At 42.4% G+C, this 18524-nt stretch carries 17 protein-coding genes; 5 read left to right on the top strand and 12 right to left on the bottom strand.

The window, feature by feature from the left end; translation table 11 throughout:
• Positions 1–3 precede the first annotated feature (3 nt).
• Both cysI and ACNQGS_RS02320 read right to left on the bottom strand, forming a co-directional pair.
• On the bottom strand, positions 4–1722 hold the full coding sequence (gene cysI / locus ACNQGS_RS02325; RefSeq protein ID WP_491485944.1) for an assimilatory sulfite reductase (NADPH) hemoprotein subunit: 1719 nt from the start codon (positions 1720–1722) through the stop codon (positions 4–6).
• A gap of 27 nt (positions 1723–1749) precedes the next feature.
• Positions 1750–3555, bottom strand: a complete 1806-nt coding sequence (locus ACNQGS_RS02320) for an assimilatory sulfite reductase (NADPH) flavoprotein subunit (RefSeq protein WP_491485943.1) — start codon at positions 3553–3555, stop codon at positions 1750–1752.
• A 237-nt stretch (positions 3556–3792) separates the two neighbouring features.
• Between ACNQGS_RS02320 and ACNQGS_RS02315 the strand changes: the two genes are divergently transcribed.
• Both ACNQGS_RS02315 and ACNQGS_RS02310 read left to right on the top strand, forming a co-directional pair.
• On the top strand, positions 3793–4680 hold the full coding sequence (locus ACNQGS_RS02315) for a LysR family transcriptional regulator (RefSeq protein ID WP_491485942.1): 888 nt from the start codon (positions 3793–3795) through the stop codon (positions 4678–4680).
• A 102-nt stretch (positions 4681–4782) separates the two neighbouring features.
• Positions 4783–5628 carry an MBL fold metallo-hydrolase gene (locus ACNQGS_RS02310; RefSeq protein ID WP_491485941.1) on the top strand — a complete coding sequence of 282 codons (846 nt, stop codon included), beginning with the start codon at positions 4783–4785 and terminating at the stop codon, positions 5626–5628.
• Here the strand turns inward: ACNQGS_RS02310 and ACNQGS_RS02305 are convergent.
• Together ACNQGS_RS02305 and ACNQGS_RS02300 are read right to left on the bottom strand one after the other, a co-directional pair.
• On the bottom strand, positions 5605–6279 hold the full coding sequence (locus ACNQGS_RS02305; RefSeq protein WP_491485940.1) for an NUDIX hydrolase: 675 nt from the start codon (positions 6277–6279) through the stop codon (positions 5605–5607). The two genes, ACNQGS_RS02310 and ACNQGS_RS02305, sit on opposite strands and share 24 nt — an antisense overlap.
• A gap of 121 nt (positions 6280–6400) precedes the next feature.
• Positions 6401–6904, bottom strand: coding sequence for a DinB family protein (locus ACNQGS_RS02300; RefSeq protein ID WP_491485939.1), 504 nt, complete (start codon positions 6902–6904; stop codon positions 6401–6403).
• A 166-nt stretch (positions 6905–7070) separates the two neighbouring features.
• Here ACNQGS_RS02300 and ACNQGS_RS02295 point away from each other — a divergent pair, with 166 nt between their 5' ends.
• Entirely contained in the window at positions 7071–7466 is a 396-nt protein-coding gene (locus ACNQGS_RS02295) for a DUF2243 domain-containing protein (RefSeq protein ID WP_491485938.1), read from the top strand.
• A gap of 36 nt (positions 7467–7502) precedes the next feature.
• On the opposite strand, the gene clpP is transcribed toward ACNQGS_RS02295, so the two are convergent.
• From clpP to ACNQGS_RS02255, 8 genes are all read right to left on the bottom strand, one after another.
• Positions 7503–8087 carry an ATP-dependent Clp endopeptidase proteolytic subunit ClpP gene (gene clpP / locus ACNQGS_RS02290; protein WP_491485937.1) on the bottom strand — a complete coding sequence of 195 codons (585 nt, stop codon included), beginning with the start codon at positions 8085–8087 and terminating at the stop codon, positions 7503–7505.
• A gap of 28 nt (positions 8088–8115) precedes the next feature.
• Entirely contained in the window at positions 8116–8793 is a 678-nt protein-coding gene (locus tag ACNQGS_RS02285; RefSeq protein ID WP_491485936.1) for a sigma factor-like helix-turn-helix DNA-binding protein, read from the bottom strand.
• A gap of 155 nt (positions 8794–8948) precedes the next feature.
• Positions 8949–9095, bottom strand: a complete 147-nt coding sequence (locus ACNQGS_RS02280; protein ID WP_491485935.1) for a hypothetical protein — start codon at positions 9093–9095, stop codon at positions 8949–8951.
• A gap of 144 nt (positions 9096–9239) precedes the next feature.
• The gene (locus tag ACNQGS_RS02275; protein WP_491485934.1) at positions 9240–9950 is read right to left on the bottom strand and encodes a type 1 glutamine amidotransferase; all 711 of its coding nucleotides are present in this window, start codon (positions 9948–9950) and stop codon (positions 9240–9242) included.
• 33 nt (positions 9951–9983) lie between these two features.
• Positions 9984–11330, bottom strand: a complete 1347-nt coding sequence (locus ACNQGS_RS02270) for a glutamine synthetase family protein (RefSeq protein WP_491485933.1) — start codon at positions 11328–11330, stop codon at positions 9984–9986.
• 2 nt (positions 11331–11332) lie between these two features.
• Complete coding sequence (locus tag ACNQGS_RS02265) at positions 11333–12523, bottom strand: M20 metallopeptidase family protein (RefSeq protein ID WP_491485932.1); 1191 nt, start codon at positions 12521–12523, stop codon at positions 11333–11335.
• A gap of 14 nt (positions 12524–12537) precedes the next feature.
• Positions 12538–13902 carry an APC family permease gene (locus ACNQGS_RS02260; protein ID WP_491485931.1) on the bottom strand — a complete coding sequence of 455 codons (1365 nt, stop codon included), beginning with the start codon at positions 13900–13902 and terminating at the stop codon, positions 12538–12540.
• Positions 13899–15068, bottom strand: a complete 1170-nt coding sequence (locus ACNQGS_RS02255; RefSeq protein ID WP_491485930.1) for an amidohydrolase family protein — start codon at positions 15066–15068, stop codon at positions 13899–13901. Before ACNQGS_RS02255 ends, ACNQGS_RS02260 begins: the two co-directional genes overlap by 4 nt.
• A gap of 310 nt (positions 15069–15378) precedes the next feature.
• Between ACNQGS_RS02255 and ACNQGS_RS02250 the strand changes: the two genes are divergently transcribed.
• Together ACNQGS_RS02250 and ACNQGS_RS02245 are read left to right on the top strand one after the other, a co-directional pair.
• Positions 15379–17148, top strand: coding sequence for a sigma-54 interaction domain-containing protein (locus ACNQGS_RS02250; RefSeq protein ID WP_491486050.1), 1770 nt, complete (start codon positions 15379–15381; stop codon positions 17146–17148).
• Between the two features lie 14 nt (positions 17149–17162).
• The gene (locus ACNQGS_RS02245) at positions 17163–18491 is read left to right on the top strand and encodes an aspartate aminotransferase family protein (protein ID WP_491485929.1); all 1329 of its coding nucleotides are present in this window, start codon (positions 17163–17165) and stop codon (positions 18489–18491) included.
• The last annotated feature ends 33 nt before the right edge of the window (positions 18492–18524 follow it).

Raw genomic sequence — 18524 nt, 5'->3', positions numbered from 1 at the left:
TTATTAGTCGTGGAAATTAGTTCCGTCTGTTACAGCTTTAATGATTTCAGCACGGATAACGTAGTCTCCGAAGTGCTCTCCTTCATTTCGTTCCTTCGCATAACGGCCAAGAAGGACGCTCAATTCATTTAGAATTTCTGCTTCACCAATGTTCTCACGATACATTTTGTTCATACGGCTGCCGTCAAAAGCGCCCCCAAGATACAAATTGTACTTTCCGACCGCTTTTCCGATCAGCGCGATTTCTGACAGCGCCGGGCGGGCACAACCATTCGGACAGCCAGTCATGCGGATCGTAATTTCCTCATCACGCAGCCCGTTCTCATCTACAATCTCTTCAATCTTATCAATTAGCTGTGGCAGGTAGCGTTCACTTTCAGCAAACGCCAAGCCGCATGTTGGCAGCGCAACACACGCCATTGAATTACGGCGCAGTGCCGTATGGTGTTTACCATCCGTTAAGCCATATTGCTCCATTAATTCAGAAATCTTTTTCTTTTTCTGACTAGAAACATTGGCAATCACAAGATTCTGATTAGGTGTTAAACGGAAATCACCAGTATGGATTTTGGCTAGTTCTTTTAAGCCTGTTTTCAGCTTGTAATCTTCATAATCTTTCACCCGTCCATTTTCAACAAACAAGGTAAAATGCCACTTGCCGCCAACGCCTTTCACCCAGCCGTAGCGGTCACCATTATGGTCAAAGTGGTATGCCTTTGCCTCATCCAAGCTCCAGCCTAGGCGGTTTTCTAATTCTGCCTTAACGGTATCTAATCCAAGGCGGTCAATCGTATACTTGAATCGGGCATTCTTTCGGACAGAGCGGTTTCCGTAATCGCGCTGAATCGAAATGGTCTTTTCAGCTAGCTCCACGATTTTGTCAGGAGTCACGAATCCGATTACTTTCGCAACCTGTGGATAGGTCGCTTTGTCACCATGTGTGCTTCCCATGCCGCCGCCGATGGCTACGTTGAAGCCAGCAAGCTTGCCGTCTTCGACAATCGCAATTAAGCCAAGGTCTTGGGAAAAGACATCGATATCATTAGACGGCGGTACAGCAATCCCAATCTTGAACTTACGAGGCAGGTAAGTAGGTCCATACAATGGTTCCACTTCTTCCACATCTGGAGTTCCAGCTACCTTCTCCTCATCCAGCCAAATTTCATGATAGGCTCTTGTACGCGGCAATAAATAATCGCTCAAATACTTCGCCCATTCATATACTTCGGAATGAATCTCCGATTGATAAGGGTTCGGGTTGCACATTACGTTTCTGTTAACGTCGCCGCAGGCAGCAAGCGTCGTCAATAGCGAATTATGAATCTCTTGAATCGTATTTTTCATGTTCCATTTTAAAATGCCATGAAATTGGAACGATTGACGAGTAGTCAGTTTGATGGTGCCGTTGGCGTTCTTATCGGCAAGCCCATCCAATACCAGCCATTGTTCCGGTGTTACAACACCGCCTGGTGCACGGACACGGAGCATAAATTGATATGCTGGTTCTAGTTTCTGTTTTTGCCGCTCATTCCGAAGATCGCGGTCATCCTGTAAATAACTGCCGTGATGCTTCATCAAACGGTTGTCATCATCTGGAATACCTGCGCTCAACCGGTCCTGCATTACTTCCGTCAGCGTGCCGCGTAAATAGTCGCTTTCTACTTTTATACGCTCGACATCACTTGGCTTACCATCCGGTGCTTTTAAAATTGAGTTCACCATGTTGAATAGACTCCTTTCAAAACCAAATCAATATACGTCACGCTGATAGCGTTTTAGCTGCTGCATTTCGGCTAAATACTCTTCTGCTTTATCACGGCTCATATGGCCTTCTTTTTCAATAATTTCAATTAAAGTATTATGGACATCATGTGCCATGTGCTTTTCATCACCACAAATATAGAAGTAAGCACCTTCCTCAAGCCATTGGAACAATTCCTTGCTTTGCTCTAACATGCGGTCTTGCACATATACCTTTTCAGCTTGATCTCGTGAAAAAGCTACATCCATTTTCGATAATACGCCATCCTTCAGCCATTTTTGCCATTCAAGCTGATAGAGGAAGTCCGTTACGAAATGTTGGTCGCCAAAGAACATCCAAGCTTTACCTTCCGCACCATTTTCCTCACGTTCCTGCATGAATGAACGGAACGGTGCTGCCCCTGTTCCTGGCCCAACCATAATAATTGGCGCATCCTGGTTGACAGGAAGTTTAAAGTTTTCGTTTTGCTGGATGAAAATCGGCAAGGTATCTCCTGCTTCAAGACGCTCCGCTGTTAAAATCGAGCAGACTCCCTTGCGCTCGCGGCCATGTGCCTCATAACGGACAGCGCCAATTGTCAAATGTACTTCATCCGGATTAGCTGACAAACTGCTAGCAATGGAATAAAGTCGTGCTGGAATTTTACGTAATACGGATACAAACTCTTGTGCCGATTCTCCCCAAGCACCGAAGTCATGGATTAAATCTAGTAAATCTCTGGACTCAATATAAGTCTTTAATTTATCCTCATTGCCTGCCGCTGTAAGCTCCTTCAACTCAACATTTGTTGAGACCTGAGCGATTTTTTCGAGCAGTGGTTTTGTCAACACGGTTATTTCATAATAAGAAGTAAGCACGTCTTTTAGTGGACGGGCATCCCCTTGTTTCACGGTAACAACTTCATCCGGACTCCATGTTAATTCCTGAAGTAACAGTTCAACTAGCGCAGGATCGTTCTCTGGATATATCCCCAGGCTGTCACCCGGCTCAAAGCTGAGACCAGATCCTTCAAGCGATAATTCAAGGTGACGAGTTTCTTTATTCGAACCGCGGCCGTTTAAATTAATATTTTCAAGGACCTCCGCACGGAACGGATTCGTTCTTGAGTACACAGACTCGGCAGTTTGAGTTGTTCCTGCAGGAACTGGGGCTGGTGCTGCACTTCCACCCTGTACTTCATTCATGCTGCCAAGAACACCTTGCAGCCATTCACTTGCCGGCTCGTCAAAATCCACATCACAGTCAAAGCGTGGATAAAGTCTAGTGCCGCCAAGCTCTTCCAAACGTTTGTCAAAATCTTTTCCGGTTTGACAGAAAAACTCATATGAGCTGTCTCCAAGTGCCAAAACGGAAAATTGCAGACCGTCAAGCTTTGGCGCCCGTTTTCCAAACAAAAATTCATGGAAGGATTTTGCGTTATCAGGCGGCTCACCCTCACCATGTGTACTAGCAATAATGAGCAGGTTTTGAACCTTTTTTAAATTATTTGGTTTAAAATCACTCATCGCAGAAACGGTTGCATTAAAACCGATCCCCTCAAGTGCCTGACTTGCTTTTTTGGCCAGACTCTTGGAATTCCCAGTTTGCGATCCATAAAGAATCGTCACCTCTTTAGATACGCTTTGGGATTGCACAGGCTGACCTGCCGTTGCTCCCAATACAATTGAATTCGCAGAGGCAGCAAAATACCCGCTTAACCAGACTTTTTGCGATTCTGTTAAGCTTGGCAGAAGACGATTTAGGAGCTCTGCCTGCTCCTCAGTAAATGGACTGTTCAATACCTGAAGTTGCAAAAAATATCACTCCCCTAAGGAAAATAAGCCATTTTTGAAATTGCTTTAAGACATCATTTTCATTGAAAAATTGATTACTATTATAATAGTTTTACTATTCCTATAAGTCAAGTAGGAATTATAGAAAAACTATGCTTGCGGATATTTCATTTTCACTTTACCGAATATCTAAACATTAGTAAAATAAATATTAATTATCGAAACTATTAGTTTTCTTAATAATAAGGCGGGATTCCTATGCATTACGAAGAATTAAAAACGTTCGTCACCCTTGCAGAAGTGAAAAATTTTACAAAAACGGCGGAGCTGCTGCTAATGTCACAACCCAGTGTGAGTTTACATATCAAAAATCTTGAGAAAGAATTTCAAACAAAATTATTTCTGCGCTCTCCCAAATTCCTGCAAATCACTCCAACGGGTGAGATACTTTACGAACGAGCGAAACAAATGATTACCATTTACGAACAAACTAGGCAGGATATTCTTGAACACCAAGATTCCATAAAAGGGGAATTAATCATTGGGGCCAGTTTTACGATTGGGGAATACATCCTCCCGTCATTACTGATTGACCTACAGAAAGATTATCCGGAATTGAATCTTCACGTGGTGATCGGCAATACCGAGGAAATTGCGCAATCAGTCAAATTGTATAAAGTGGATATTGGATTAATTGAGGGGCACACAAATGAAAAGGAACTATCGGTCCACCCTTTTATGGAAGACGAGTTATTCGTGGTTTCATCGAACGACCATGAACTCACCCAAAAACAAGAAGTAACGATGGCTGAGCTGCAGAATCAAACATGGGTAACACGGGAAAATGGTTCCGGAACCCGTGAGTATTTAAATCATGTTATTCGTTCCAATGGTTTGAAGGTCAAATCCTTTTTAACCATCAGCAGCAGTCAAGGGATTAAGGAAACGCTTATCAATGGAATGGGGCTTTCACTTCTGTCCGGCAGTATCATTGACAGGGAGGTCAAGCAAGGGCTGCTATCTATTATTCATGTAAAAAATCAAACTTTTAATCGAACTCTTTCATATATATATTCGCCTATCATGGAAGAAAAGCGAAATGTGAAGACGTTTATCTATGCTTTAAACAATAAATGGCTCAGTTAATATTCTTTCCTATCCTTTTAGCAGGATTTTTCCATTAACACGATGAATATGTAAGAAAAATAAATAGAAATCTGCCGAAAAAGGATGAAAGGATGTATTTTTATGAAAAAAGTAAATGATTTTAAGATAATACGTGTGCCCGTTCCGACCCCTACTTTGCTTCCCCATATGACAACAAACTGCTATTTGATTGGGAATGGGGAGGAAAGTATCTTGGTTGACGCCGGATATGACCAACCGGAAACGAGAAGTGTAATAGAAAATGCCCTTGTTGAAAATGAAATCGCTGTCCCAAAAACGATTATTCTTACACACTCCCATCCTGACCATGCTCCTGGTGTTTGTCAGCTTATCGACTGGAATCCGGTTGTGTACTGTCATCACCTTGAAAAAGAGGAAACTCAATCAGCCATTTCACCTTGGAGCAATATTTCTTTTTTTAATGATTTGGACGTTCTTCGTGTTGCGGGTGAGGAAGTGCATATTCTTCATGCCCCTGGCCATACGGCTGGCCAGTTGAACCTGTATATTCCTTCTAAGCAAATTCTCCTCGCAGGGGATAATATCGTCGCGGAAGGAACATCCTGGATTGGCCCTCCGGATGGTGACATGGGTGATTATTTTAACACCCTCCATCGCCTGCAACAGTTAAAGATCAGTAAAATCGGTCCTGGCCATGGGGAATGGGTTACAACGCCGTATGAGCACATTGAGTTTGTGTTAAACCGAAGATTGTATCGTGAAAACCAAATTAAGGACTTGCTGAAAGAACATCAGTGTTTAACTTCTGTCGATTTAACGAATTTGATTTATCAAGATTCCATTCATCCTAGTGTGTTTGAAGTAGCAAAAAGAACAACTGAGGCACATTTAATCAAATTGATAAACGAGGAATCCGTTACACAGCATGAAGAAGCCTATATGTTAAAAAACAATCTTGTAGTCTGATCGATTAAACTCCGGCATCGAAAGCTGACCGCTTTTTACATAATGAACAATCGTTTTCAATGTATGAATCGTTGGCGGTGCTAATGGAATTGTTTCCTCTTCATATCGAGTTAGAGCTTCTTGGGGATTAATCCATAAAGAATCATCAATTTCATTTTCATCTGGTATTGGCGTTTGACCCTCAGGCAGCCTGGCCAGGAAGAATTTTGTATCAAAGCGAATTTTGCTCTGACTAGGTGTGACAATTCGGCCAAAATAAGTTAAGGATTCTAGATTCAGATAAAGCGCTTCCTTTTTTAACATGTGTAAAAAGGAAATTTCTCCTTTAATTAACAGACGGCGGTATTCCAGGGCGGTATCTTCTTCCAAAAGAACTGGGGTACCGTCGACTGTTTGACAAAGAAGAATGCCTGCTTCCTCAAATAATTCACGTGCCGCGGCGATATAGTAAGACTGGCTTATTGATTCATCCCGCTTTTCGTTTTTTATATACTCATCATCATGGATGGCATCGCTATCATCTACCGCTCCCCCGGGGAATACATAAATACCTCCCATAAATTTCATCGTTTTCGGTCTTTGTGTCAAGTAAACTCTATTGAGATGATCCAATAACACGACTGTGGATGCAGGTCTTGGTGTAACCTCCATATTTCTACCACCTTTCTGTTATTTATAGTTTAATTACATCTATATTCAACCAACCGAGCAAATTTCCCTTCCTTTTTCCATAAGAAAGAGCACACTATTTTTTAGTGTGCTCGAAAAGTGTTTATATGGCTGGTGCTTCCATTCCCATTTGGCCCCATTCTTCTCTGGCAGGACCATATACACCAGGCACCTGAAGTCCGGCTTGACGCATTAGCACGGTCATCTGGCCGCGGTGATGGATGACATGCTTGATGAGAAGACTTAGAGTAACTGCCTTTGGCATCGTCATCCCAAAAACATCTTTCATATCTTTTAACGAGTCATCGGTCCACTGCTGCTGGACTGCTTCCACGGTGTCGGCACTTACCTTGCGAAATGCATCAGCGATAGTTTTGGCTGAAGTTGGGACTGTTCCTTCGTTTTCAACCTGGGCTACATTGATACCGAATTCCTTTAACATTCCCGGTGTACTGGCAACGATATGCCAGGCAATTCTCCCGAGCGAACGATCATCCGCTGACACCATTTGCTGAAGGGAACCATCGGTCAACGCATCCATGATTTTTTGTGTAGACCCCGCCTCTTGGTTCCATTCCTGCACGAATTCTTGGATTGATGTATACATGAGTATTCCTCCGTTTTGTTGGTCATGATTTACTACCTATATCATTATTACCAAAATGTGGTGGTTCATGTATGTATTTCTTTTTCAAAAAAAGATTAACGAAGCTTGTCTATTAGAATATAATTTTAAAAGTGGTTTTAATTTTTTCTAAAAGGAGAAATATCAATTGCGGATTCTTGGAGCGATTACAGCTTTCTTTGTAACAGATTTTTTCTTTCATTTAATTGATGCTTTAGCCATGGGGCTAAAAGCGGAAACGCAAGCCCAGCGGATTGGCGCAGTGTTTTTTGGGATGCTGGTGCTGTTAATTCTAATGGCAATCTTTTATCGGTTCTTTTCGCGGTCCTTCTTTAATGGATTTACCGTTGCCGCAGGGCTGTTCTTGAGTTTTGACATTGTTGTCTTTCATTGGATTTTCCAGCTACACCGGATCACCAATGGACCGGAAGCCAATTGGCTGGAGCCGTTGTTTGTTGTCTTTGGTTCCATTTTTGTTTGGTTTGGTATCAAACAAGAAAGATCTGCTGTCACTAGCAAGCATAATGGTGTACCATTTTCTTAATAAAAACCGCCTGGATTGTCGTCCAGGCGGTTTTTGTTAACGCTTCGGATATAAAATCTCATCTATTATCCCATACTCTTTAGCTTCTTCAGCGCTCATGAAGAAATCGCGGTCTGTGTCTTTTGCTACTTTTTCAATCGGCTGGCCGGTTCGCTCCGCGATAATTTGATTGATGTGCTCGCGGAGTTTTAAAATGCGGCGAGCGGAAATTTCAATTTCTGTTGCCTGTCCTCTAGCCCCTCCCAACGGCTGATGAATCATAATTTCACTGTTTGGCAAGGCAAATCGTTTCCCTTTTGTTCCGGCAAGGAGCAGCATAGCGCCAAACGATGCCGCCATACCGGTACAGATGGTTCTGACTTCCGGCTGAATGTATTGCATGGTGTCAAAGATGGCAAACCCAGCTGATGTCGATCCTCCCGGAGAGTTAATATAAAGGGAAATTTCTTTTTCGGCGTTATCCGCCGCTAAAAATAAAAGCTGGGCGACTACGCTATTGGCGACATGATCATTGATTTCATCGCCAATGATGATAATTCTGTCCTTTAACAAGCGCGAGTATATATCATAGGATCGTTCGCCACGATTCGTGTTTTCAATTACGTATGGAATTGTACTCATAATAACCGTCTCCTTATAAGCAATTTGGCTAGGCAGCCATGCAGAGAGTGCTTGAAGGAGAATAGCTTTGAATAGACTTTGCTTTTGGAATTTCGCTGATAAATAAAGGCATTGCTTCAATAAGAATAGTTGGATCTTCGTTTTTTAATGCCTCATAAAAGAGTTCTGATAAATGCTCACGTTCATCGATATTCCAGTATGGTTCTACGGTCTGGAACTGGTCTTCCTCTATTTTATTCAGCCGATTTTTGGCTCGATGCAAGTTAGCCTTTACCGCCATTTCTGTAGTGTTTAGGATTTCGGCAATTTCCTTTATTTGATATTGAAACGCTTCTTTTAATAAAAAGATTATCGATTGCTTTGGGGTGAAATGATTGATGAGCATCTCAACAGTATTGAATAGTTCATCCCGAGGAGCGTTGAGGCATGCACTGGTAAATTCAGTATCCTCTTGAATGCTTTCCTTTTTTCTTTTGCGAATGACGTCCACCCAGTGGTTATAAGCAATTTTATTTAACAGGGCGGGCGTTACGCTTTGCTGTTGATTTTCATACTTTAATGCTTTTAGATAGGTTTCATGTGCAATATCGTCGCCATCCCAAGCGTTTTGAGTAAGAAAGTGACAATACTGCTTGAGTTTTGGATACTGCACCTGCCAGTATGAATCCGCTAGTTCATCGACTTTCGGGTTAAGCTTGTGTAACATGATTTTCACTCCTTTTGCACTCTCTACACAATAAACGGATATGGGGAGACGAAAAGATACGGGGTTGGAAAATTCTTTTATAAATTTAATTTATCATATTCGAAAATGAAAGTAATAACACGATATACATAAAAAAACGCCATTTCTGGCGTTTTTCATGACAATTGGTTGTTATTTTCATTAATCATCTCTTTAACATCTTGAGAAATTTTATCGAAGGTTTGGTTTACTCTATTCATAATAGCTTCATTATCTGTTTCTTTTGTTTGGTTTTCGGAAATTTGGTTATGCTCTTTTTCCATAAAATTCACCTCCACTTTTAGAGTGCTTCATTATGGAAAAATTTATTACACACCAAGGCCAAGATAGACTAAAGTTAACATAATATTATTATAAAAAAGCAAGCACTATTAACATAAATAGTGCCCCGCAAAGTCAGTTGTATTTTATTTATGAAACATTAAAAATCCCGCTTCCATATTATTTAGCAAAGTAAATAGTAAGGACCTAGCTCCAGCTATTGATTTTTTCTGCTTTAGCCAAGCTACGGGCTCTTGGATATAGCGGTCAGGTGTGATTTGATCTCCAAAGGTACCCTGAAGGAATTCAATAATCTCCTCTGAAAACTCAGGATGAAACTGCAGCCCAACCACCCTTTCTCCAAAAGCAAAGGCCTGATTCTTGCATCCTTCACTTTGTGCGAGGTTCTTAACACTTTTTGGCAGGTCAAAGGTATCTCCGTGGTACTGGAACGCATGAAATGTAGAAGGCACTCCGTTAAAAAGGGGTATTTCTCCCGATTCAGGAGTTAGCTCAATTTGATGCCAGCCGATTTCCTGATGGGTATGGGGATATACGTTACCTCCCAAAACATCAGCCAAAAGCTGCGCCCCTAAACAAATCCCCAGCACCCATTTATCCTGATTGATCGCTTCTTTAATAAAATTCTTTTCGTCCACAAGCCATGGATAAAGCTCCTCCTCGTATGCTCCCATTCTCCCGCCTAGAATCACCAGCATGTCAAAATCGTTTATTGAAGGAAACGCTCCATTTTCATAGACAAACGTGCATGATATATAATGATTTCTTTCCAATGCCCACTCTTCAATGAAGCCTAAAGTAGCCAATGGATCATTCTGTAAGTAATGTATTCTCAATACTCTTCTCCCTTGCTTGGTTTAAGAGGTTTCTTAAAATCTGGCAGAAAAAAGATTTCGTTCCCAATTGCTTACATATCGGGAATATTTGTCCCATTCTGTTCTCTTTATCTTGATAAATTCTTCCCAAATTGATCTGCCGATAGTTTGGGCCAAAACGGAATCCTGTGCCAAATAATCAACCGCTTCCTTTAAGCTTCTTGGCACCCAGCTAATATTTCTTTCCTTCAATTGGAACTCGGATGCAGCACTTACATCGAAATCTACCGGTTCGCCAGGATCAAGCTGGTTTTGAATCCCCCTTAAACCTGACGCTACCAAACAAGCCGCTAAAAGATATGGGTTGCATGTTCCATCCGCACCACGATATTCAAAACGTCGTGCTCTTCTTTTCTCTGGAATACGAACTAATACCGAACGATTTCCTGAGCCGTAACAGATATGAGCAGGTGCCCAGGAACCTGGCTGCATCCTTTTATAGGAATTAACGCTAGGTGCCCCAATTGCTATTAAAGAAGAACCATGCTTTAAAAGTCCGCCGATAAACTGATAGGCTTTTTCAGACATATCAAGTCCACGCTGGTCTGTCGGATCTTCAAAAAGATTTTCCCCCGCTTCATCGTAAAGGCTGATATGGACATGTAGTCCGCTGCCGGCTAAGTGTTGAAAGGGCTTAGGCATTAAGGTCCCGACCATTCCTTTATCGCGGGCAATCTGCTTGAATAAATGCATGAAAGTGACTTGGTCATCTGCCGCTTTTAAAGCATTGGTGTATTTTAAATTGATTTCAAGCTGGCCTGGTCCATATTCACTTGAGATTTGCTCAGTTTTAACTCCCATGCCTTCAAGGGAATAAACAAAGTCTTGGATGAAATCCTCTTGCAAATCGGCGCCTTCGGATGAGAAACAATGGCTGTTATCGGCAGGAACCAGCTGTCCATCTTGGTCCTTCAAAAGGTAAGCCTCCTGCTCGAAGGCCATGTACATTTTTCCGCCAAGCAGGGTTTCTACCTCATTTAACAGCCTTTTTAACGCCCCTCTTGGACAGCCGTGCCATGGTTCTCCATTATTATCAACTAGGTCACACAGCATCCGGGCAGTGTTTTTTCGGTATGGAAGGATAGCAAAGGTGCTTGGATCCGGAACAGCGAAGAAATCTCCATCATTCGGACCATATGCCGGGTTTGGAATATATTCATCAAAAGTATCAAAGCTCATAATGGCTGAACTAAAATTGACTCCCTTTTCCATTGCATCCTCAAGCTGTGCCGGGCGGATTGTTCTTCCACGAGTCACCCCAGCATAATCTACGAATTCCACACGGATAAATTCAATCTTTTCTTTTGCTACGATATCAAGAACCTTTTCTTTTGTAATCATCTTTATTCGACTCCTTTATGCAATCTGTTCAAAATGACATAGGTGAATAGCTCGACCCCAATGGGAATGATCGAGTCATGAAACTCAAATTGAGGATGGTGTAAATCAAAAGCTGGTTTCCCCTCCTGAGCGACTCCCAACCTAAAATATGTACTTGGAACTTTTTCAGCAAAAGCCCCAAAATCATCCGCACCCATCGATGGCTCGTTCAATTGGAATACCTTTTCAGGTCCAAGAAGCTCTTTTGCACCTTCCTCTAATGCTTTCGTCACCCAATCGCTATTGATAACCGGAGGATGGCTTTCTTTATAGTCGACGATTGCCTTACCGCCAAAGACTTGGGCGATATTCTGGCACATTTCTGTTACTTGTGCAGCTAATCGTTTTCGAGTCTCACTTGTAACGGCCCTTGTTGTCCCTTCCATTATTACTCTGTCTGCCACAACATTGCTTGCTGTTCCCCCGATAATTTTTCCGACATGTACCACAACTGGTTCTACAGGGTTGCTTGCTTTTGTGACTAACGTCGGGAATGCCTGAAGAATCTGCGACCCTATCGTAATCGCATCAATTGCTTGATGCGGCCTTGCACTATGGCCGCCTTTTCCTTCTACGATAATTTCAAAATCGTCGCAGGAAGCGGTAATTGCTCCATATTTTACACCGACCGTCCCATGCGGGAGGTGAGGCCACAAATGAAGAGCCAGCATGGCATCAACAGACGGATTTTCTAAGACTCCTAGTTTAATAAGTTGCTCGGCAGCCCCATCGGCTTCCTCTCCTGGTTGAAAAATGCAGCGGACTCTCCCAGACAATTGACTTCTTAAACGATATAACTGATAAACCGTTCCAAGGAGAATCGTCGTATGGCCGTCATGGCCGCACGCGTGCATAACCCCTGGGTTCTTCGATGAAAAATCGAGACCGGTTTGTTCGCGGATCGGAAGGGCGTCAATATCCGCCCTAATACCGATATGTGACCCGTCGCCGTGTTCCCCGATAATATCTACGAAAATACCAGTTTCACCAATCGCTTGATAAGGTATTCCCCACTCTTCCAGACAGGAAGCAATAAAGCGGGAGGTCTCAAACTCCTGAAAGGAAAGTTCAGGATGCTGATGGAGATGACGGCGTATTTCAAATAGTTTTGTTTCAAGGTCTTTTCGTACTGCCAATTCCTTTTTGGTAAGCACTGTTGAATGCCCCCTTACATTGTTGTATCTTTACTTGAAGTGTTTGATAGATTTTTAGACTTATTAAATAACTTAAATAGCACATACAGGACTACCATGCCAATTGCGCCCCGAACCAAGGTCATTGGCGAGCCGATAAAGGTTCCGTAGAAGACGATTCCAATTCCCACGAAGCCAAGAACCGGGAATAACGGATAGAGAGGTTGTCTCCAAGGGAGTTGTTTGACCTCTTGCAAAGCTTTCTTTCGATATAAAATTCCAGCAATAAGTGCTAATGTCCAAGAAACCAGCCAGGCTAAAACCAGTTGAGTGGAAAGTTCAACATATAGGAAATCAGGATTCAACACCCCTAAAACAACTAATCCTACAGACAACGCCCAAACCACGATAATTCCGTAAACAGGTGTACCAGTCTTAGGGTGAACATACGCAAAAAAGGAAGGTAAAAATCCGCTCTTTGCCTGTGCATAAAAAATCCTTGATGATGCATAAAGTGTACCCATTAAAATACAAGTGGCTGCCGCAATCCATGCCGTCATATTCATGATGTAGGCACCGGCAACACCAAATACCATTCCTGCCGCTTCGGTAAATGGAGAACTATCCATGGTAATTTTGTCCCAAGGAATTAATCCCTGCAATACAGCCTGTGCTGTCGAATACAAAATAAGGAAGGTCAAACTAGACCAAATTAACGCTTTTGGCAGATCCTTCGGATTTTTCACCTCTCCTCCAGCAGTTGCCAGCGTAACTGCCCCTAAATAAGCATAGGTTCCAAGTGGAATTGCTGACCAGAACCCATCCATTCCGTGTGGTAAAAATGGTGTGAAGTTTTCAAAGTTCATATCTTTGATGCCGATGATTGAGAAAAGGGCCATGACAAGCGTCATAATCACAACGAGAATCAACTGTGTTCTGGCAGCGATTTCTGTTCCGAGAATATTCAGTACAGCAAAAAGGGTAATAAAGAAAATGGCAAAAAACATTGGCCATAAGTCACCTTTTAGCTGCGGGAAAAACCACATGGTAATTTTCCCCAATGCGAGCCCAACACTTCCTCCGGCAATAACCCAGCCGAGTGCAAAGGTGAAACCTGACAAAAAGCCCCACCATTTTCCCATAAAGCGCTCGACCCATGTAGACATGGCTCCTGCAGTCGGCATTCCGACAGCCAGCTCCCCTAGCGCAATCATCAAGAACAACTGCGACATTCCTGCTACACCATAGGCTAGAATCGCTCCAGGTCCCGCGGTCGCAATCCCCTGCCCCATCAATAGGAAAATCCCATCGCCGATAACGGCACCTACACCCAGTGCCCAAATGGACCAGTAGCCAAGCTTTTTCTGTGATTCAAGCCCTAATTGATTATTGTTGCTCATCCAATCGCCCCCTTTAAATATTTCTGATAAACATTTTCAAAATTACGGAATAGTACCATTTCTCCAATGACTCTTGCTGTTTCGGCATCCATATAATCGGATTCTACCCAAGAGGTTAAAACCTCTTCGAAGCACTCCTTAAATAAATGAACACCAAGCCAGTTCATTTCCGGTACCGTAAAGGCGTCTGAACCGTACATCACCTTATCAAATGGCGCAAATTCAAATACCTGTGAAATAATTCGCTTGACCCCGTGGCCGCTAAATGGATTCTGCAAGGAAATATCCATATAAACATTAGGCAGTATACTGACAATGAAGGCCGCTTCTTCCACCCAAGGGTATCCCCCGTGAACAAGATGTACTTTTGTATCTTGATATTTCTCATCTCTTAGCATATCTAATAGAAAACTAGGGCTTGCTTTTGGCAGCACCACTTCACCGTCTCCAACACCTGTGTGAATATGCATAACCTTGTCCGATACGGTACATTCCTCCATGGCAATATGCAAACAATAATCGCGGAAGCTTTTCACCGTTGCCCTGGTGTTCGCTCTAAATTCGGAATACTCATCGGCAGCACCCTTTTCATCCATTGGTCCGATTTCAAGACCGCTGCGGTATGCAATGATCGACTTTAATCCCACCACTCCATCTTTTTTCAATTCATTTGCTAAATCTTTACGATATTGATCTTTAAATTCTGCAAAAGTTTGACATTCCTCGCTCAAACGGACCATCACCGGTTCAATTCGATAAATTTCCCAGATTCGTGCCCCGCATAAATCTGCATATTCTGATTTCAAGAGCGGGGGCTGCGGATAGCCAAAGTCTCCGACGATTCCGGTAATGTTGGCATCTTGGAAAAGTTCCCGAGTATACCTTTTGAAATCAAGCGCTCTCGCATTCCGCTGTTCCACTACCGCTTCGAGTGTCGGATCACATGAAAAATATTTTGCTAAACGCTGAATCAAAATTTGCACCCACATGTTACTTCCTGGATATGGCTGTTTAGCAACCCGCTGATAGTTTTCTGGAATTTGGTTCGGAATGACAGCAAGCGACAGCTTTCTTACAAACTCATCCACTGTAAAAGGCTCCGAATTGGCTATGTATGGATGTGCATGGACATCGATCGCTTGACAGTCCTGTAATGATACTTTCATTTGTTTCCCTCCTTGGTTGTATGAAAAATGTTATGCAAATTTTATGCCAACTTTTAATGTTCGGAAAATAGCTCGAAGAACCTTATAGTAACAAGGAAAAAATAATATTCCTCTTTATCAAAGAATGTAATTCTAGAGAAAAAATTTTTTCTATCGAAAAATATTTTTCGGTAAATCTTTTTCATTTTTATTAAAATTCAAAATATATATTTGGAACTTGCAATAATTATGATAATATTTTGAAAATGGGACCTTTCCTTTTTAAAGAGACAAAAATTTTTCGCTCATTATTTTTCATGTTAGACAGGTGATGAAATTGAATGTTGATCAGCATCCGTTATTAGAAGAAGTATGGAATCAAGCCTTTGATTGTATGATGGTTATCAATGAAGATGGAAAAATTATTTCCTTAAACCGCCCAGCGGCAAGGTTATTTCAAGGCAGTCCATCTACCCTAATCGGATCTTCTGTATTTGAACTTATTCCCTCTGAAGAGTTTGAGAGGTGCTTTCAGAAAAAGGGAAAAACGGGCATCCCGATTTCTTTGGGTACGAAGCAGTTTGTCGGGAATATTGGCTGCCATGAAAACATGGATAAAAGTATTACCTACTATTTATTCTTAAAAGACATCACTCATGGTCAACAGCTACAGGAACAAATTAATGAAATGAATAAAGTCAGGCAATTATTTGACGTTATCCTAGACCAGCTTGAGGAAGGAATTTGTGTTATTGATGAGCACGGTAAGATTCTTTTTTACAATCGGAAATCAGGGGAAGTGGATTCTTTAGAGCCGGACGCAGTTAGAAACAAACGGGTTCCTGACATCTGGAATGTGGATGAACATACAAGCACACTCTTAACGACTGTTCGTACAGGAAGGACACTAAATCATCGAGAAACACATTTCACCACAAATGGGAAACCGGTTACGACACTTGTAAGAACCGTACCGCTGCTTCTCGGGGAACAAAGGACAGCTGCAATGGAAATTTCGAAGGATATTACAGAACAAAAACAATTAGCTGACACCATTATGGAGCTTCAGAAACAAACAAAGAGCCCTTCATCCCTTCCTTCAACCCTGGCATTACAAAAGAATCATACCCGTTTTCAATTTGAAAACATTATTTTTTCAAGCCGGGAAATGGCTCAAACCATTGAACAAGCCAGAAGATCAGCGAGGTCTAAATCAAATATCCTGATTATTGGTGAAACCGGGACAGGCAAGGAATTGTTCGCTCAAAGCATCCATAATGAAAGCCCGAGGAAAAACAATCCTTTCATTGCTCAAAACTGTGCAGCTCTGCCTGAATCGCTCCTCGAAAGCCTCCTCTTTGGAACGACTGTAGGAAGCTTCACTGGAGCGGTGGATCGAGCCGGATTATTTGAACAGGCACAAGGAGGAACGCTTTTACTGGATGAGATTAATTCGATGAGTCCAAACCTTCAGGCAAAGCTTCTTCGCGTCCTGCAGGAGCGCAAAGTTCAGCGTTTAGGCTCGGCAAAAGTCATTGACATCGATGTTCGTGTGATTGCCACTATGAATGAAGAGCCGCTTGAAGCGATTTCTCAAGGGAGGCTTCGGGAGGATTTATATTATCGACTCGGGGTGGTCAACCTTGTGATTCCTCCTTTGCGTAATCGTAAGGACGATATCAGGACACTGGCCCATCACTTTATCGCTAAACATGCGAAAGCATTGGATGTATCCGTAAGCGGATTAGATGAGGATGTTTACCAATTTTTCTATCGTTATCAATGGCCGGGAAATGTCCGCCAGCTTGAGCATGTCATCGAAGGCTGCCTAAATCTTGTTTATGATGAAAACACAATTGGCTTTGACCATTTACCGCCCGTCATGAAAAACAAAATCCAGCATTATGAACAACCTTTAGCAATAGAATCACCGGTCCAGTTATCAGGGAATTTGCCGGATCAAATTGAAAAACTTGAACGCATCATGATTGAACAGGCGATGAACCATTCTGGAGGAAACATCACAAAAGCTGCAGAACAGCTTGGAATCTCAAGACAAAATCTTAATTACAAGCTGAAAAAATATCTTATTTATTCTTAAAAGGGGGAACAATTTTGAGCCAGACTTTTTTGAAAGCCGAAGATCAAGTGATTGCCAACAGTTTAAAAATCCGCTTTTACCCGATTGCTGTCCAATCCGCGAAGGGCACCCGTGTTACTGGTCAAAATGGCACGGAATATCTCGATTTAACAGCGGGCTGGGCTGTTTCAGGAATTGGCTATGGACATCCTAGGATTGCAAGCAAACTTAAGGAGCAATATGATAGACTATCATTTACTTCCCAGCTTTCAGCACCAGAGCCGACAATGGTGTCTCTTGCAGAAAAACTACTCGATATCACCCCGGGAGATTTTCCAAAAAAGGTTTGGCTTGGCCATTCTGGTTCAGACGCCAACGATTGTATCGCCAAACTCGTTCCTCTCGCAAAAAACCGGACGAGAATGATTTCGTTTATGGGATCGTATCATGGACAGACCATGGGCTCCCTTTCCCTCTCTGGGCATCCGGCCCAATCGCAATTTATCGGAAGCGGGAATGTGATCAAAATCCCATTTCCGAATCCATACAGGCCGCCTTTTGGGGAGACAGATCGCTTAACCGACCAAGTGCTGCAATACCTAGAACAAGAAGTGTTTAGAACTATCTGTCCACCGGAACATACGGCGGGAATCATCATTGAAGGAATTCAAAGTGATGGTGGATTAATTGTTCCTCCTGAGGACTTTTTGGCGCGCCTTGAATCATTATGCAGGCATTATGAGATTAGTCTTATATTTGATGAAGTGAAAGTTGGTTTAGGGAGAACAGGAAAATGGTTTTCGTTTGATCACTATGATGTGGTTCCAGATGCCGTAGTTCTCGGCAAATCCTTGGGCGGTGGACTGCCTATTAGTGCAGTAGTAGCCAGGCAAGAAATTCTTGATGTGGGCACTGGTATTCATATGTTTACAACAAGCGGAAACCCTGTTTGTAGTGCTGCCTCCCTGGAAACACTGCAAATCATCGAGGATGAAAGTTTAATAGAAAATGCACGAGTTAATGGAGAATATTTCATGAAGCAGCTCGAGAAGCTTCATGAAAAGTACGAATGGATTGGGGATATCCGCGGAAAAGGTCTTGCGATTGGAGTGGAGTTAGTGGAAGATAGATTCACGAAAACCCCTGCAGCCGCAAAAACAGCCGCTATTTGCTATCGTTGCTTTGAACTGGGGCTGCTTGTTTTTTATGTCGGTATCCATAGTAATGTGATTGAAATTACTCCTCCGCTTACCATCTCCAAGGAGGAAATTGACCTGGCAATCTCCATTTTGGATCAATCCTTTTTCGATCTGCAGGAGCAAAAAATCAATATGGATTTGGTCAAACAATACGCTGGTTGGTAAAAAAATAGGTGTCAGAACTAAGTTCCTGACACC

This window comes from Neobacillus sp. PVCKKU3 (assembly GCF_058323225.1).
The sequence above is the reverse complement of the archived record's forward strand: the minus strand, read 5'-3'. Positions and strand labels throughout refer to the sequence as shown.

Coding starts and splice junctions, on each gene's coding strand:
- ACNQGS_RS02250 (WP_491486050.1), top strand. CDS start 15,379: ATGAAATTGAATGTTGATCAGCATCCGTTATTAGAAGAAGTATGGAAT.
- ACNQGS_RS02310 (WP_491485941.1), top strand. CDS start 4,783: ATGAAAAAAGTAAATGATTTTAAGATAATACGTGTGCCCGTTCCGACC.
- cysI (WP_491485944.1), bottom strand. CDS start 1,722: ATGGTGAACTCAATTTTAAAAGCACCGGATGGTAAGCCAAGTGATGTC.
- ACNQGS_RS02270 (WP_491485933.1), bottom strand. CDS start 11,330: ATGATTACAAAAGAAAAGGTTCTTGATATCGTAGCAAAAGAAAAGATT.
- ACNQGS_RS02280 (WP_491485935.1), bottom strand. CDS start 9,095: ATGGAAAAAGAGCATAACCAAATTTCCGAAAACCAAACAAAAGAAACA.
- ACNQGS_RS02255 (WP_491485930.1), bottom strand. CDS start 15,068: ATGAAAGTATCATTACAGGACTGTCAAGCGATCGATGTCCATGCACAT.
- clpP (WP_491485937.1), bottom strand. CDS start 8,087: ATGAGTACAATTCCATACGTAATTGAAAACACGAATCGTGGCGAACGA.
- ACNQGS_RS02285 (WP_491485936.1), bottom strand. CDS start 8,793: ATGTTACACAAGCTTAACCCGAAAGTCGATGAACTAGCGGATTCATAC.
- ACNQGS_RS02260 (WP_491485931.1), bottom strand. CDS start 13,902: ATGAGCAACAATAATCAATTAGGGCTTGAATCACAGAAAAAGCTTGGC.
- ACNQGS_RS02300 (WP_491485939.1), bottom strand. CDS start 6,904: ATGTATACATCAATCCAAGAATTCGTGCAGGAATGGAACCAAGAGGCG.
- ACNQGS_RS02315 (WP_491485942.1), top strand. CDS start 3,793: ATGCATTACGAAGAATTAAAAACGTTCGTCACCCTTGCAGAAGTGAAA.
- ACNQGS_RS02305 (WP_491485940.1), bottom strand. CDS start 6,279: ATGGAGGTTACACCAAGACCTGCATCCACAGTCGTGTTATTGGATCAT.